General features: G+C 74.1%; 16 protein-coding genes. 10 read left to right on the top strand and 6 right to left on the bottom strand.

The window, feature by feature from the left end; all coding sequences use genetic code 11:
• The first annotated feature begins 269 nt into the window (after positions 1–269).
• Together ACIBTV_RS16860 and ACIBTV_RS16865 are read left to right on the top strand one after the other, a co-directional pair.
• Entirely contained in the window at positions 270–1,091 is an 822-nt protein-coding gene (locus tag ACIBTV_RS16860; RefSeq protein ID WP_396705785.1) for an HAD family hydrolase, read from the top strand.
• Entirely contained in the window at positions 1,091–1,903 is an 813-nt protein-coding gene (locus tag ACIBTV_RS16865) for an HAD family hydrolase (RefSeq protein WP_396705787.1), read from the top strand. Before ACIBTV_RS16860 ends, ACIBTV_RS16865 begins: the two co-directional genes overlap by 1 nt.
• Positions 1,904–1,946: 43 nt before the next feature.
• Here the strand turns inward: ACIBTV_RS16865 and ACIBTV_RS16870 are convergent, their stop codons facing one another.
• Entirely contained in the window at positions 1,947–2,546 is a 600-nt protein-coding gene (locus tag ACIBTV_RS16870) for a bacterial proteasome activator family protein (protein WP_396705789.1), read from the bottom strand.
• Positions 2,547–2,629: 83 nt separating this feature from the next.
• On the opposite strand from ACIBTV_RS16870, the gene ACIBTV_RS16875 reads away from it, so the two are divergent.
• Positions 2,630–3,457 carry an alpha/beta hydrolase family protein gene (locus ACIBTV_RS16875; protein WP_396705791.1) on the top strand — a complete coding sequence of 276 codons (828 nt, stop codon included), beginning with the start codon at positions 2,630–2,632 and terminating at the stop codon, positions 3,455–3,457.
• A gap of 48 nt (positions 3,458–3,505) precedes the next feature.
• Positions 3,506–4,699 (top strand): ABC transporter substrate-binding protein, encoded by a 1,194-nt coding sequence (locus ACIBTV_RS16880; RefSeq protein ID WP_396705793.1) that lies wholly within the window; start codon positions 3,506–3,508, stop codon positions 4,697–4,699.
• An 81-nt stretch (positions 4,700–4,780) separates the two neighbouring features.
• Here ACIBTV_RS16880 and ddaH read toward each other — a convergent pair whose 3' ends face one another.
• Entirely contained in the window at positions 4,781–5,614 is an 834-nt protein-coding gene (gene ddaH, locus ACIBTV_RS16885; protein WP_396705795.1) for a dimethylargininase, read from the bottom strand.
• A gap of 59 nt (positions 5,615–5,673) precedes the next feature.
• On the opposite strand from ddaH, the gene ACIBTV_RS16890 reads away from it, so the two are divergent.
• Complete coding sequence (locus tag ACIBTV_RS16890; RefSeq protein ID WP_091593913.1) at positions 5,674–6,132, top strand: Lrp/AsnC family transcriptional regulator; 459 nt, start codon at positions 5,674–5,676, stop codon at positions 6,130–6,132.
• A gap of 59 nt (positions 6,133–6,191) precedes the next feature.
• Here the strand turns inward: ACIBTV_RS16890 and ACIBTV_RS16895 are convergent, their stop codons facing one another.
• From ACIBTV_RS16895 to ACIBTV_RS16905, 3 genes are all read right to left on the bottom strand, one after another.
• Positions 6,192–7,316 (bottom strand): T3SS (YopN, CesT) and YbjN peptide-binding chaperone 1, encoded by a 1,125-nt coding sequence (locus ACIBTV_RS16895; protein WP_396705797.1) that lies wholly within the window; start codon positions 7,314–7,316, stop codon positions 6,192–6,194.
• A gap of 127 nt (positions 7,317–7,443) precedes the next feature.
• On the bottom strand, positions 7,444–7,710 hold the full coding sequence (locus ACIBTV_RS16900; RefSeq protein WP_396705799.1) for a DUF6457 domain-containing protein: 267 nt from the start codon (positions 7,708–7,710) through the stop codon (positions 7,444–7,446).
• Complete coding sequence (locus ACIBTV_RS16905; RefSeq protein ID WP_396705801.1) at positions 7,707–8,309, bottom strand: molybdenum cofactor guanylyltransferase; 603 nt, start codon at positions 8,307–8,309, stop codon at positions 7,707–7,709. The genes ACIBTV_RS16900 and ACIBTV_RS16905 overlap by 4 nt, the downstream gene beginning before the upstream one ends.
• A 51-nt stretch (positions 8,310–8,360) precedes the next feature.
• Between ACIBTV_RS16905 and fdhD the strand changes: the two genes are divergently transcribed.
• Positions 8,361–9,218 carry a formate dehydrogenase accessory sulfurtransferase FdhD gene (fdhD, locus tag ACIBTV_RS16910; RefSeq protein ID WP_396705803.1) on the top strand — a complete coding sequence of 286 codons (858 nt, stop codon included), beginning with the start codon at positions 8,361–8,363 and terminating at the stop codon, positions 9,216–9,218.
• Positions 9,219–9,246: 28 nt separating this feature from the next.
• Here fdhD and ACIBTV_RS16915 read toward each other — a convergent pair whose 3' ends face one another.
• The gene (locus ACIBTV_RS16915) at positions 9,247–10,281 is read right to left on the bottom strand and encodes a DUF4192 domain-containing protein (protein WP_396705805.1); all 1,035 of its coding nucleotides are present in this window, start codon (positions 10,279–10,281) and stop codon (positions 9,247–9,249) included.
• A 197-nt stretch (positions 10,282–10,478) separates the two neighbouring features.
• Here ACIBTV_RS16915 and ACIBTV_RS16920 point away from each other — a divergent pair, with 197 nt between their 5' ends.
• From ACIBTV_RS16920 to ACIBTV_RS16935, 4 genes are read left to right on the top strand one after another with little or no spacing between them, the layout of a single operon-like run.
• Positions 10,479–11,393, top strand: coding sequence for a fructosamine kinase family protein (locus ACIBTV_RS16920; protein WP_396705807.1), 915 nt, complete (start codon positions 10,479–10,481; stop codon positions 11,391–11,393).
• Complete coding sequence (gene moaA / locus ACIBTV_RS16925) at positions 11,390–12,400, top strand: GTP 3',8-cyclase MoaA (protein ID WP_396705809.1); 1,011 nt, start codon at positions 11,390–11,392, stop codon at positions 12,398–12,400. Before ACIBTV_RS16920 ends, moaA begins: the two co-directional genes overlap by 4 nt.
• Before the next feature lie 2 nt (positions 12,401–12,402).
• Positions 12,403–12,681: a MoaD/ThiS family protein gene (locus tag ACIBTV_RS16930; protein WP_396705811.1), complete on the top strand. Its 279-nt coding sequence runs from the start codon at positions 12,403–12,405 to the stop codon at positions 12,679–12,681.
• 11 nt (positions 12,682–12,692) lie between these two features.
• Positions 12,693–13,937 (top strand): metallophosphoesterase, encoded by a 1,245-nt coding sequence (locus ACIBTV_RS16935; protein WP_396705813.1) that lies wholly within the window; start codon positions 12,693–12,695, stop codon positions 13,935–13,937.
• Positions 13,938–13,998 lie beyond the last annotated feature (61 nt).

Consider the following 13,998-nt stretch of genomic DNA (forward strand, 5'->3'; position numbering starts at 1 on the left):
GACGTCCTGTTCGCCATGCTCCGCGACAAGATCCCCTACCAACCCCGCCCCACCAGCCCCGTCCCCGCTTGACGAAACCCATAGGGACACCCCCCGTCCGACCCCCGGTGAGCCGGCACCGGACCGGCGCCGGGGGTTGGCGTTCGATTCGCCTGGAAGCCATGGTTACGACCCGTCGGGCGAGGTACGGTTGCTGCCCGCCGTCACTCCGGGTCGACGATCGACCACGAAAACGGCTGGTTGCGACGGCGGCGGGCGAAGGAGGAACCATGACCCGCCCGGGACTGCCCAAGCTGATCGCCACCGACCTCGACGGCACACTCGTCCGCAGCGACGACACGGTGTCCGCGTACACCCACGGGGTGCTCGACCGGGTGCGGGCCGCCGGGATTCCGGTGGTCGGCGCCACCGGCCGCGGCCCCCGGCTGACCGAGCTGACCCGCAACGACATCCGTGCGGCCGACTTCCTCGTGATGGCCGGCGGCGGGCGCGTCGTCGACCAGAGCGACCCGGCCGGGCCGGTGGTGCTCCGGGACGAACGCCTCCCCGGTGAGGTGCTCGCGCGGCTGCTGGCCGATCTGGAGGCCGAGGTCGGCCCGCTCACCGTGATGGTGGAGGCGTCCGACGAGCACGATGCCCCGCTGTGGGGCGACTACCACCCGAGCTGGCCCTACCAGGACCGGTTCGAGGCGCGGACGCGGGCGGAGTGCCTCTCCACCGACGTGATCAAGGCGTTCGCGCGGACCGCCGACCACCACGTGGACGAGCTGCTGGAGGTGGCCCGCCGGATCGTGCCCGCCGAGGTGGCGACGCTCACCCAGGCCGGGCTCGGGTTCGTGGAGATCTGCCCGCCCGGGGTGGACAAGGCCAGCGGGCTGGCCGTGGTCGCCGAGGCCCTCGGCGTCGACCCCGACGACGTGCTGGTCTTCGGCGACCAGCCGAACGACCTGCCCATGTTCGGGTGGGCCGGCTGGTCCCGGGTGGCCGTCTCCAACGCCCACCCGGCCGTCCGCGCCGCCGCCGACGAGGTGACCCTGCGCAACGACGACGACGGGGTGGCCGTCTACCTCGACCGACTACTCTCCCGGTGATGGGAGAGACACCGGCACTGGTCGCCACCGACATCGACGGCACGCTGCTGCGGGACCACCGGACGCTCAGTCCGCGCACCGCCGGGGTCCTGGCCCGGATCTCCGCACAGGGCACGCCGGTCGTGCTGGTCACCGGGCGGCCGATCCGTTGGCTAAAGATGATCTACGACCAGCTCGCCGAGCCGCTGCCGGCGGTCTGCGCGAACGGCGCGGTGGTGTACGACCCGACGAACGACGAGGTGCTGCGGGCCGACCCGCTGGCGCCGGAGCTGCTCGCCGAGGTGGCCCGCCGACTGCGCGCCGAGGTCCCGGGCATCACGTTCGCGGTGGAGATCAGCGACAGCCGGCAGATGCGGCACGAGGCGCACTACCCGCTGCGCTGGGACGCGGACCACGACGCGATCCGGGCCGTCGAGACGCCGGAGGAGTTGCTGACCGCGCCGGCGGTGAAGCTGCTCGCCCGGGCCGGGGAGCAGGACCCGGACGCGTTCGTCGAGCTGATCGGCACGGCGCTGCGGGGCCTGGCCGAGGCGACCCACTCGTCCACGTCCGGCCTGGTCGAGATCTCCGCCGCCGGGGTGACCAAGGCGGCCGGGTTGGCCTGGTACTGCGAGCGGCTCGGCATCGACGCCCGGGACGTGCTGGCCTTCGGCGACATGCCCAACGACGTGCCGATGCTGGCCTGGGCCGGCCGGTCGGTGGCGGTGGCGAACGCCCACCCCACCGTCCTGGAGGTCGCGCACGAGGTGACCGCGGCGAACTCCGAGGACGGCGTGGCGGCGTACCTGGAAAAGATCTTCGACGTGGGCTGACCGAGCCGCCGCGCCCCGCCGAGGGCGCGGCGGGCGGATCAGATCAGAGGTACTGCCCGGTGTTGTGGCCCTCGCCCGACGGCTGCCCCATGCCCGGCATGCCGGGCACCATCCCGCCGGGGCCGCTCGGCAGCGCCTGCCGGCCCGAGCGCATCTGCTCCAGCTGGACGCGGGCTGCCATCTGCTGGGCGACCAGCGCCGCCTGGATGCCGTGGAACAGACCCTCCAGCCAGCCGACCAGCTGGGCGTGGGCGATCCGCAGTTCGCCCTCGCTGGGCGCGCCCTCCTCGGTGAAGGGCAGCGAGATCCGCTCCAACTCCTCGCGCAGCTCCGGCGCGAGGCCCTCCTTCAGCTCGACGATCGACCGCTCGTGGATCTCCCGCATGCGGTGCCGGCTCGCGTCGTCGAGCGGGGCGGCCTTGACCTCCTCCAGCAGCTGTTTGATCATGCTGCCGATTCGCATCACCTTGGCCGGCTGCTCGACCAGTCGGGTCGGGTCCTCGCCCGGCCCCTCGTCGGTCTGCACGGTGCCGACGGGTTGGCCGTCCGGGCCGACCACCACCACCGTGCCGGAGTGACCGGTGTCCTCGCGGCCCGGCTCGTCGTTCTGTCCAGCGGAGAGCGCTTCGGTCATGGGATCCATCTTTACCCAGCGGCCCCCACCCATGCGTGCCGGGACCGGCTCCCCGGCGGCGAACCACCCGACCGGCGCGCTACCGTCGCGCCATGCCCGCCGACCCGCGTGCCGTTCTCACCCGGCCCGCCCCGGAACCCGACCTGACCGTGGCGTACGGCGACCACCCGGAGCAGATCGCCGACCTCCGTGCTCCGGCGGGGACCGGCCCGGCGCGGCCCCTGGTCGTGGTGATCCACGGCGGCTTCTGGCGAGCCGAGTACGACCGGCGACACACGGGCCCGTTGGCCGCCGCCCTGGCCGCAATGGGGCATCCGGTGGCGCAGCTGGAGTACCGGCGCACCGGGCAGCCGGGCGGTGGCTGGCCAGGCACCCTCACCGACGTGGTGAGCGGGATCTCGGCGCTGCCGCGGCTTGCCGCCGCGGCGCTGCCGGGCCGGGTGTCGGCGGAGGCCCCGATCCTCGTCGGCCACTCGGCGGGCGGGCACCTCGCGCTCCACGTCGCCGGGACCGCGCCGACGACGGTCGGCGGTGTGCTGGCGCTCGCCCCGGTGGCCGACCTCGCCGAGGCGTACCGGCGGGACCTGGACGAGGGCGCCGTGGCCGCGCTGCTGGGCGGGGGTCCGGACGACGTGCCGGAGCGGTACGCGGCAGCCGACCCGCGAGTTCTGGTACCGACGCAAACACGCACCGTAGTCATCCACGGGGCCCAGGATCGGCAGGTGCCGGTGGAGTTGAGCCGGGATTTCGTCGCCGCCGCCCGGGCCGAGGGTGCCGATATCTCCCTTATTGAGCTGCCCGAGTGTGAGCATTTCGCACTTATCGACCCCGAGTCGGTGGCCTGGCCAATCGTCGTGGCCGCGTTGCAGTCCCTACACGGTGATCATTGGCCGATTGACGCAGCGTCGCCGACCAGGTAGAACGCCGAGGGGGCGAAGAACCCTGCTCACATATTGGGAAGGATCCCGGTGTCGCAGATGAACCGCAGGCGGGCACTCCAACTGCTGGGCGCGCTCGGTACGACCGGCCTCGTCGCGGCATGCGGCGACGACACCGAGGGCGGACCGGCGGCCAGCCCCAAGAGCCCGATCAAGATCGGCCTGATCGCTCCCCAGGCCGGCGGATTGAAGGCGATCGGCGAGGAGATCACGAACGGGTTCCAGCTCTTCCTCGACCTGCACGACGAGAAGCTCGGTGGGCACCCGGTCACGCTGATCACCGCCGACGAGGGCGACGGCGCGAAGAGCGCCCAGGCGGCCGTCGACGGCCTGCTGAAGCAGGGCGCGCTGGCGCTGACCGGTGTGGTCAACTCGGCGGCCATGCTGGGCGTCCGCGACATGGTCGAGGAGGCGCGGGTGCCGCTGATCGGCTCGAACGCCTCGCCGAGCAGCCTGCAGAGCGTCGTCTACATCTGGCGCACCTCGTACGTGCTGGACGAGGCGGGCCGCGCGCTGGGCCGCTACCTGAAGGACCGCCTGCCGGCCAGCAGCAGGGTCGTGATGATCATGCCGGAGAACGTCGGCGCCCCGGACGTGGTGCGCGGCTTCCGGCAGGAGTTCGGCGCCAGCGACCCGCGCATCATCGGCGACGTGGTCTGGACCACCGCCACCCTCAACCCCGGCAAGACGGCGTTCGTCCAGGACATCCGCAAGGCCCGCAACCGGCAGCCCACCGCGATCTTCTGCTTCTTCGCCGGTGACGCCGGTGTCGAGTTCGTCAAGCAGCTGCGCAACGAGGGCTACCGGGGCCCCGTCTACGCCCCGGGCTTCCTCACCGAGGGCGCCGCGCTGGACACCCTCAAGAACGACGCGCTCAACATCCAGACGGCGCTGAACTACTCGGCCGACCTGAACAACGTCGCCAACCGGGTGTTCGCCTCGGCCTACCGGAAGAAGCACAACATCTCGCCGACCACCTACGCCATGGCGTCGTACGACGCCGCGCAGGTGCTGCACCAGGCGATCGGCCTGGCCGGCGACAACCTGAACCCGCAGCAGGTCAACCTCGCGCTGGGCAAGCTCGGGCAGATCGACAGCCCGCGCGGCATCTGGCAGTTCAACCAGCCGCGGACGCCCCAGCAGAAGTGGTACCTGCGCCAGGTGCAGCGCGACGGTCAGGTGCTGTCGAACGTCGTCATCAACGAGCTGGCCACGCTGGGCTGACCGCACCGCTGCGATCACCACACCAGGGGCCGACCTCCCACCGCGGGAGGCGACCCCTGCTCGTACGCGCCCCGCGCCGGGTCAGTGGCGCAGCTCGGCGATGCAGCACTTCACGCTGCCGCCGCCCTTCTTCAGCTCGGCGAGCTCGACCGGCACCGGGCGGTAGCCGATCGACTTCAGCTTGCCGGCCAGCCGGGTCGCCTCGCTGTTCAGCACCACGTTCAGGCCGTCGCTGACCAGGTTCAGGCCGAAGGCCAGCGCGTCCTCGTCGTCGGCCACCACGGCCTCGGGGAACAGCTGCGCCAGGACCCGCTGGCTGGCGGCCGAGAAGGCGCCCGGGTAGTAGGCGATGTTGCCGTCGTCGATCGAGGCGAGCGCCACGTCCAGGTGGTAGAAGCGCGGGTCGACCAGGTGCAGCGAGATCACCGGCCGGCCGAGCGCCTCCTGCGCCTCGGCGTGCGCGGGCAGCTCGGTGCGGAAGCCGTGCCCGGCGAGGATCAGCCCGCCGTGCGCCTCCGGGACGTACGCGAAGTCGCCCTCGCCCTCGTTGGTCTCACTCGGCGCGATGAAGCGCCAGCCCTGCGCCTCGTAGAACGCCCGGTGCGCCGCAGCCTCGGCGGCCCGCTGCTCGTGCTTGAAGCGAGCGCCGTACGCCGTGCCGTCCACCACGAAGGCGCCGTTGGCCGCGTAGACCATGTCGGGCAGGCCGCGCTCCGGCGTCAGCAGGTGCACCTCGTGGCCGAGACCGACCAGCGTCTCGCGCAGCCGGTCCCACTGCTTCACGGCCAGCTCCGGGTCGACCGGGGTGGTCACGTCCATCCACGGGTTGATCGCGTACTCGACCGCGAAGTGCTCCGGAGAGCACATGAGATATGTCCGCTTTCGCGGCACTCGCTGCTGGTTCACGGTGACCAAGAGTAGGTATCGTGGAACTTTGGTAACAGCCACAACCATTGCTTCCCAGAGGCGGAACGTTGCAGATCGACGCCGTTGACCAGCGGATCATTGCGTTGCTCGTCGCGGACGCCCGCGCCTCGTACGCCGACATCGGCACCCGGGTGTCACTCTCCGCCCCGGCGGTGAAGCGACGCGTCGATCGACTGCGGGCCACCGGGGTCATCCGGGGATTCACCGCCGTCGTCGACCCGGCCGCCGTCGGCTGGACCACCGAGGCGTTCGTGGAGCTGTTCTGCGCCGGCCGCACCACCCCGGCGCAGATCGGCGTCGCGGCCCGCCGGCACCCCGAGGTGGTCGGCGCCTACACCGTCTCGGGCGAGGCGGACGCGCTCGTCCACCTGCGGGCAGCCGACATCGCACACCTGGAGGCGGCGCTGGAGCGGTTGCGGGCCGAGTCGTTCGTGACCTCGACCCGGAGCACCATCGTGCTCTCCCGCCTGGTGGAGTCACCCGGCGTCGGCCCGTCCGCCGGCTGACCACGCCCCGACCGGCGCCGTCCCCTCGACGCCGGGTCGCGGGCGGCGGCGCGGGGCTGTCAGAGGTACATGCCGGTGCGGTGCTCGCCCTCGTCACGGCGGACCGGCTTGTCGCCCTCGCCGAAGAACCGCTTGCCGCCGAACTCGCCGTGCAGGCGATCGTCCAACTCGTCGGCGAGCCCCGTCATCACCTGCACCGCCAGCATGAGGTGGGTGGCCTGGAAGTTGCGGCCGAAGACCGGGATCGACGCCCAGACGGTGTCGTCGGCGCAGTAGAGCCGACCGATGGGCATCCGGTTGGTCAGCTCGGAGAGCCGCACGTAGAGCCGCTCGGTCGGCTCGACCTCGGTGAGCACCGGGGAGAAGACGTCCACCAGGGGCGGGTTGTCCCGCACCCGGACGAAGACCATCGCGGAACCGGCCCGGATGTTGATGTCACCGTCCGAGTCGACCTGCAGCCGGTCGGAGTCCGACTTGAGCATCGCGGACACCACCGTCCGCACCCGGTCCTCCAGCGCCAGCACGCCGTCCTGCCCCGGCTCGGCGATGGCCGCCTGGGCCAGCGCCTCGTCCAGGTCGGCCTCGACGTCCGCGTCCGGGCCGAACTCGCTGCGGGCGGTCCCGAGCGGCTCGCCGGGCAGCGGCTCGCCCTCCGCGTCGTGGATCAGGTAGACCAGGAAGGCCGGGTGCGGGGCGCCGTAGACGTCGCGCAGGGTCCGGGACAGCAGCGCCGCGATCCGGGTGGAGTCGGCGGTCGTACCCTCCAGCCCGAAGTAGTCACGGGTGCCCTCGATGACGCCCGGCGGCGACCAGCCCAGCGCGATCATGTCGGCCACCGAGGCCCGGTTCAGCCGGAAGCCCTGCGGCAGGCTCGCGTTGCCCACCGCGCGGGCCGAGAGGCGACCGTCCTCGCCCACGTCCACCCCGATCGAGTAGACGGCGTCACCGGTGCCGGAGGCGGTCGGATCGAGGGTCAGCTCGACGTGCGCGCCGGTGGGCAGCGCGGGCAGTCGCGCGGCGAGGGCCCGGGCGAAGTCCTGCCAGGCGTGGGTCACCTTGGCCCGCAGGTCCGCGGTGCTCGCCTCGTCGAGCAGGATCGACTCCGGCTGCTCCGCTTGCTCCGGCTGCGGGCGCGCGCCGCCGGGCGGCTCCGCGGTCGGCGCCGAGGGGTGGTCTGCCGTCATGATCGCCTCCGTCCGTTCCGGTCACCCTACCCACGGGCCGCGCGGGTCGAATCAGGCCCGACCGTGATCGGACAACCGGCCGCGACGCTGCCGCCCCGCACCTCCGGCGACTGAGCCGGCGGCGAGGTCAGGGGGCGGACGGGTCGACGGTCTCCGCGCCCAGCCCCACCGGCCAGGACGCGGCCAGCGCGCTCAGCCGCTGCGCCGCCACCGCCGGGTCGGCGCCGCGACCCACGGCCAGCCCGAGCAGGTACGCGGACACCGGCGCGCCGGGGCGGAGCACCTGGTGGGCGACGTCCTTGGCCAGGTCGAGCACCATCGGCACCGGCACCTGAGTCGGATCGAGGCTCAGCTCGGCGCAGGCCGCCGTGACCCAGTCGTCCATCACCGTCATCGCGCCCACTCCTCCGCCCGGCGTACGTCCTGGTCAGTGTCGCAGTCGAACCACGGTGGCGGGCCCTGCCCGGCCCAGGCCAGCGTCCGCACGGTCAGCTCGCCGAGCAGGGCACGCACGGACGCGCCGGCGAGCGTCCCGGCCCGCGCGGCGGCGAGCCGGTCCAGGGCGGCCCGCAGGGGCGCCACTCGCCACACCCCGCAGAGCGACTGCCGCCGCCCGTCGGCGTCGACGTAGCAGACCCCGTCCGCCTCACCCGGCCCGTCCAGCTCGTGCCGCAGGGCGTCCACCGCCTCCCGGCTGAGCAGCGGCAGGTCGGCGGCGAGCAGGGCGACGAGCGGCGTACCGGGATCGAGCAGGGCGAGCCCGGCCGCCGCGGCCGCCACCGGACCGCCGCCGGGCGGCTCCTCCCGGGTGACCCGTACGCCCGGCGGCACCGCGTCGGCCGGGCCGACCAGGATCCGCGGCTCGGCGTCGGCGACGGCGGCCAGCACCCGGTCCCGCATCGGCCGGCCGCCGACCGGCAGCGTGGTCTTGTCCACCCCACCCATCCGCCGGGCCGCGCCACCGGCCAGCACCACCGCCGCGTACCTGCCCACCCGGTCACGGTAGCCGTGCGGACGCCCCGGCGCGGGGTGCAGGATGGCGGGATGGGACGGGCCACTGATCGACGCCGCGTACTCCGGATCGACCTCGACGCGACGGACGACGGCCGCACGTCGGTCCGCCGGCCGGACACCCTCGCGGTGGAGGAGCCGCTGGAGATCCGGGTCGGCGCGGCCGGGCCGGGCCGCCGCCGCCCGCTGGCGGTGACCATGCGAACCCCGGGCGACGACCTCGACCTGGCGGTGGGGTTCCTGCTAACCGAGGGGTTGATCCGGTCGACGGACGACGTCCGCACCGCGCAGCTGTGCGCGGGGGCCGAGACGCCCAACACGTACAACGTGGTGGACGTGGTGCTCGCCCCCGGCGCGCCCGAGCCGACCGTCGACCCGGCGCGGAACTTCTACACCACCAGCTCGTGCGGCGTGTGCGGCAAGGCGAGCATCGACGCCGTCCGGACCCGCTCGCTCTTCCCCGTCGCGGATGATCCGCTCACCGTCCCGGCCGAGGTGCTGGTCGAGCTGCCGGACCGGCTGCGCGCGGCGCAACGCGGCTTCGACCGCACCGGCGGGCTGCACGCGGCGGGCCTGTTCACGGCCGACGGGGAGTTGGTCCTGCTGCGCGAGGACGTGGGCCGGCACAACGCGGTCGACAAGGTGATCGGTTGGGCGGTCCGCGAACGCCGGCTGCCGCTGGCCGGGCACCTGCTGCTGGTCTCCGGACGGGCCAGCTTCGAGCTGACCCAGAAGGCCTGGATGGCCGGCGTGCCCCTGCTCGCCGCCGTGTCGGCGCCGAGCAGCCTCGCGGTCGACCTGGCCGAGGAGGCCGGGATGACGCTGGTCGGCTTCCTGCGTGGCCGGACGATGAACGTCTACGCGGGCCCGCAGCGCCTCGTCACCCGGTGAACCGGTCGAGCAGCCCGAGGCGAATCGGTCATCGCGTGCGGCGCCGTCGGGGGCGGACGACGGCGGACGGGCCGAACACCGGCCAACCGTCCAACTCCGAGGGCGGCACGCCACGGCGGAGCAGGTCGTCCAGGACCAGCGCCAGCGAGTAGTCCGGATGCCCGGCGAGCGCCCGTTCCAGCGCGACCGCCGCGAGGGCGCCCTGACCGGCGCGCCAGGCCGCGAAGGCCAGCAGGCAGGCCGGTGCGGCGATCAACTCCGGCTCGGCCCGGCGCAGCACGTCGGTCCAGAGGGCGATGTCCCGGTCCCGCCCGTCGGTGCGTTCCCAGGCGTGGTCACGGACCGGCATGTGGGTGAGCAGGAGACTCAGCCAGGCCACCTCGTCGTCGCCGAGTCGCTCCCGGCGGCGCTGGCGGCGCAGCGCGCCGCGTACCGCCGCGAGCCCGGCCGCGCGGAGCGGACCCCCCTCCGACAGGTCCGCCCCGGACGCGCGCCCGATCAGGCGGGACAGCCGGCGTTCCGCGTCGGCGGTGGCCTGTCGCATCGCCGTGCGGGCCGCCCCCTCGACCGAGGCCACCTGTGCCACGAGCGCGGCCCGGTCGGGTAGCGCGACCTGCCCGGCGAAGACGGCCGACGCGGTGACCTCACTGGCGCCCGGGTCGTAGGGCCGGCCCTGCGGCGGGCAGCAGCCGGACTCCGTGCACACGTAGGACCACCAGCGGTCGCCCGTGACGCGGAGCGCGTCGAGCAGCACGAGCCCCGCCCCGGTCAGCGCGGCGCGGACGGCGTCCACGGCCGGGGTCACCCGCTCCGCCGGCCCGTAACCCACGACGGTCGCGGCATCGGCCCGCTGCCGGCGGACGACGCCGGCCAGGTGCCGGGCCGGACCGGCCGGGTCGGCGGGATGGGGCAGGTCGGCGCGGGCGGCGAAGATGATCCGCCGGCCGCGCAGCGCCACCACGACGACGCTGTCGGCGGGATGGAAGCCGAGCAGGTAGGGCACGGCGGCGAGCAGGTCGGCGGGTGAGCGGACGGCGAGCCGGGGATGGTCGGTCGAGGTCATGTCCGCAGCCTGCGGCCCTCGGGGCACCCCCGGCTGCCCCTGTGGACGACACGCCGCTCATCCACAGACACGCTCCGTGTTCTCCCTGCTCAACGGCGTAACGCAGGGTCCGTTCCACGGCGCTGCGACGCCCGCCCGGTGGAGGTCGCCGCGCTCGGATCGCCCTGCGGCCCGACGGAAGGCGTTACCGTGCGCTGATGGACCTCGCGTACCTGCGCGCGCATCCGACCCAGCTGCCGACCTTCCTCACCCACCAGCGGATCCGGGAGACACCGGTCAGCGGCGGCGACATCTGCGCCGCGTCCCGGCTCACCCTCGACGACGGACACTCGGTCTTCACCAAGACCTGGCCGGAGCGGGCCGCCGAGCCGGTGCCGGAGGGCTTCTTCGCCGCCGAGACGGCGGGCCTGCGCTGGCTGGGCGAGGCCGGGGCGGTACGCGTACCCGAGGTGATCGTGGCGCTGCCCGCGCTGCTGGCCCTGGAGTGGGTGGAGCCCGGCGAGGCGAGCCCCGACGCGGCCGAGCGGTTCGGCCGGGAGCTGGCGGCGCTGCACCGGGCGGGCGCACCGGCCTTCGGCGCCGACTGGTCGGGCTACATCGGGGCGCTTCCGCAGGACAACACACCGGACGACGGCCCCTGGTCGGAGTGGTTCGGGCGGCGCCGGCTCACCCCGTACCTGGAGCGCTCGGTGGCCGACGGGGCGCTGGCCGCGCCCGACATCGACCTGGTCGAGCAGGTCGTCGGCCGGGTCGGCGAGTTCGGCGGTGACGAGCCGCCGGCGCGCGTGCACGGCGACCTGTGGCCGGGCAACGTGCTCTGGGCGGCCGACGACCGGGCCTGGCTGGTCGACCCGGCCGCGCACGGCGGTCACCGGGAGACCGACCTGGCCCAGCTGGCGCTCTTCGGGGGCGCCCCGCACCTGGACCGGATCCTGGCCGGCTACCAGGAGGTCTGGCCGCTGGCCGACGGGTGGCGGGAACGGGTCCCGCTGCACCAACTGCATCTGCTGCTGGTCCACACCGCGCTGTTCGGCTCCGCGTACCGCGATGCGGTCAACCGGGCCGCCCGTGCCGCCCTCAGCGGGCTGGGCCGCGCTACGGTCGTCGGATGAGCGCCCACCCGACCGGCGGCGTCCTCGTCGACCGGTACGGCCGCGTCGCCCGGGACCTGCGGGTCTCGTTGACCGACAAGTGCAACCTGCGCTGCACGTACTGCATGCCGGCGGAGGGGCTGCCCTGGCTGGCGGGGCCGGAGCTGCTGACCGACGACGAGGTCGTCCGGCTGGTCCGGGTCGCCGTGCTCCGCCTGGGCGTGACCGAGGTGCGGTTCACCGGTGGTGAGCCGCTGATCCGGCCCGGGCTGGCTCGCATCGTCGCCGAGGTGGCGGCGCTCGATCCGCGTCCCACGATCTCGCTGACCACCAACGGCATCGGCCTGGACCGGCTCGCGCCGGCGCTGCGCGCCGCCGGGCTGGACCGGGTGAACGTCTCCCTCGACACGCTGGACCCGGCCCGGTTCGCCGAGCTGACCCGCCGGCCGCGCCTCGACGCCGTGCTGGCCGGGCTCGCGGGCGCGGCGGCCGCCGGGATCACGCCGGTGAAGATCAACAGCGTCCTGATGCGCGGGGTCAACGACGACGAGGCGCCCGCTCTCCTGCGCTTCGCCCTCGACCACGGCTACGAGCTGCGGTTCATCGAGCAGATGCCGCTCGACGCCCAGCACGGCTGGGACCGTACGACGATGGTCACCGCCGACGAGATCCTCGCGTCGCTGGCCCGGGAGTTCGATCTGCGTACCGACCCGGCGGCGCGCGGATCCGCGCCCGCCGAGACGTGGCTGGTCGACGGCGGCCCGGCGCGGGTCGGGGTGATCGGCAGCGTCACCCGCCCGTTCTGCGGCGACTGCGACCGCACCCGGCTCACCGCGGACGGCCAGGTGCGCGCCTGCCTCTTCGCCACCGAGGAGTCCGACCTGCGCGGCGCGCTGCGCGCCGGGGTGGCCGACGACGGTCTCGCCGACCGCTGGCGGCGCGCCATGTGGGGCAAGCGGGCCGGCCACGGCATCGACGACCCGACCTTCCTGCAACCCGCCCGACCCATGTCGGCCATCGGAGGCTGACCGTGACCGACCCGACCCCCGCGACCACCGTCGCGGCGCCGCTGACCGTCCGCTACTTCGCGGGCGCGCGGGCCGCCGCCGGTCGCAGCGAGGAGACCGTGCCGGGCGGCCGCTCGCTGGACGACGTCACGGCCGACCTGGCCGACCGCCACGGCGACCGGCTCGCGGCCGTGCTGCGGGTGGCGAGTTTCCTCGTCAACGGCATCGCCTGCCATGATCGGCGGACACCGCTGCCGGCCGGGGCCACGATCGACGTCCTGCCCCCCTTCGCGGGCGGCTGAGGGAGGCGTACGTGCTGTCGGCTCTGGCTTTCGTGGGCGTGATCGCCCTGGTCACCGGCCTCATCCACTTCTACCTGTGGAAGCGGCTGGTGCGCGACACGACCGCGCCGGGCCGCTGGCGGCGCATCGGCGCGATCGCCGCCCTGGTGCTCGCGCTGCTGATCCCCGCCACCCTGATCGGCACCCGCGCCGAGCTGTACTGGTTGGCCTGGCCCGGCTACCTCTGGCTCGCGCTGATGTTCTACCTCCTGGTGCTGCTCCTGGTGCTGGAGGTGCCGATGCTGGTGGCCCGGCTGGTGCTGCGCCGCCGGGCGGTCGCCGCCGAGTCCACCGCCGCCGCGCCGGAGCCGGTCCTGGTCGGCGCCGCCGGGCCCACCGGCCCGCCGGCCGCGGAGGCGGTCGCGCAGCCCGACCACGACCGGTCCCGCCGGTTGCTGCTCGCGCGCGGGGCCGCCGTCTTCGCCGGTCTCACCGCCGCGGGCGTCACGGGGTACGGCGTCCGCAACGCCTTCGGCCCGCCGGAGCTGGACCGGGTCCGCATCCCGCTGGCCCGGCTGCCCAGGAGCATGGACGGCCTGCGGATCGCCACGGTCTCCGACATCCACCTCGGGCCGCTGCTCGGCCGGGCGCACACCGAGCGCATCGTCTCCATGATCAACCGACTCGACGCCGACCTGGTCGCGGTCGTCGGCGACCTGGTCGACGGCACGGTCGCGGAGCTGGGGCCGGCGGCGGCGCCGCTGCGCGACCTGCGCTCGCGGTACGGGAGCTTCTTCGTCACCGGCAACCACGAGTACTACTCCGGGGCGGAGGAATGGGTGCGGGAGGTGGACCGGCTCGGCCTGCGGGTGCTCCAGAACCAGCGGGTGGAGATCGCCGCCCGGGGCGGGGTGCTGGACCTGGCCGGCGTGAACGACCCGTCCGGCGGCGAGCCGGGCTCGGTCGACGGGCCCGACTACGCGGCCGCGCTCGGTGACCGCGACCCGTCCCGGCCGGTCGTGCTGCTCGCCCACCAGCCGATCGTCGCGGTCGAGGCGGCGAAGTACGGCGTCGACCTGCAACTGTCCGGGCACACCCACGGCGGCCAGATCATGCCGTTCAACCTGGCGGTCAAGCTCGAACAGCCGGTCGTCTCCGGGCTGGGCGAGGTGGACGGCACCAAGGTGTACGTCACCAACGGCGCCGGATTCTGGGGCCCACCGGTCCGCGTCGGCGCCAATCCCCAGATCACCCTGGTGGAGCTACGCGCACCGTGAGCCGCCCACGCATTGCGCGGGTCACGTGTGTGCGTGGCGGCGGGCGGCTCACCGGCCGGGC

It is taken from the genome of Micromonospora sp. NPDC049366 (assembly GCF_044466625.1).
Taxonomy (GTDB): Bacteria; Actinomycetota; Actinomycetes; order Mycobacteriales; family Micromonosporaceae; genus Micromonospora.

Excerpts from the sequence above, each read along its gene's own strand:
- ACIBTV_RS16860 (WP_396705785.1), top strand. The coding sequence starts at position 270 with ATGACCCGCCCGGGACTGCCCAAGCTGATCGCCACCGACCTCGACGGC.
- ACIBTV_RS16865 (WP_396705787.1), top strand. The coding sequence starts at position 1,091 with ATGGGAGAGACACCGGCACTGGTCGCCACCGACATCGACGGCACGCTG.
- ACIBTV_RS16870 (WP_396705789.1), bottom strand. The coding sequence starts at position 2,546 with ATGGATCCCATGACCGAAGCGCTCTCCGCTGGACAGAACGACGAGCCG.
- ACIBTV_RS16875 (WP_396705791.1), top strand. The coding sequence starts at position 2,630 with ATGCCCGCCGACCCGCGTGCCGTTCTCACCCGGCCCGCCCCGGAACCC.
- ACIBTV_RS16895 (WP_396705797.1), bottom strand. The coding sequence starts at position 7,316 with ATGACGGCAGACCACCCCTCGGCGCCGACCGCGGAGCCGCCCGGCGGC.
- ACIBTV_RS16900 (WP_396705799.1), bottom strand. The coding sequence starts at position 7,710 with ATGACGGTGATGGACGACTGGGTCACGGCGGCCTGCGCCGAGCTGAGC.
- fdhD (WP_396705803.1), top strand. The coding sequence starts at position 8,361 with ATGGGACGGGCCACTGATCGACGCCGCGTACTCCGGATCGACCTCGAC.
- ACIBTV_RS16915 (WP_396705805.1), bottom strand. The coding sequence starts at position 10,281 with ATGACCTCGACCGACCATCCCCGGCTCGCCGTCCGCTCACCCGCCGAC.
- ACIBTV_RS16920 (WP_396705807.1), top strand. The coding sequence starts at position 10,479 with ATGGACCTCGCGTACCTGCGCGCGCATCCGACCCAGCTGCCGACCTTC.
- moaA (WP_396705809.1), top strand. The coding sequence starts at position 11,390 with ATGAGCGCCCACCCGACCGGCGGCGTCCTCGTCGACCGGTACGGCCGC.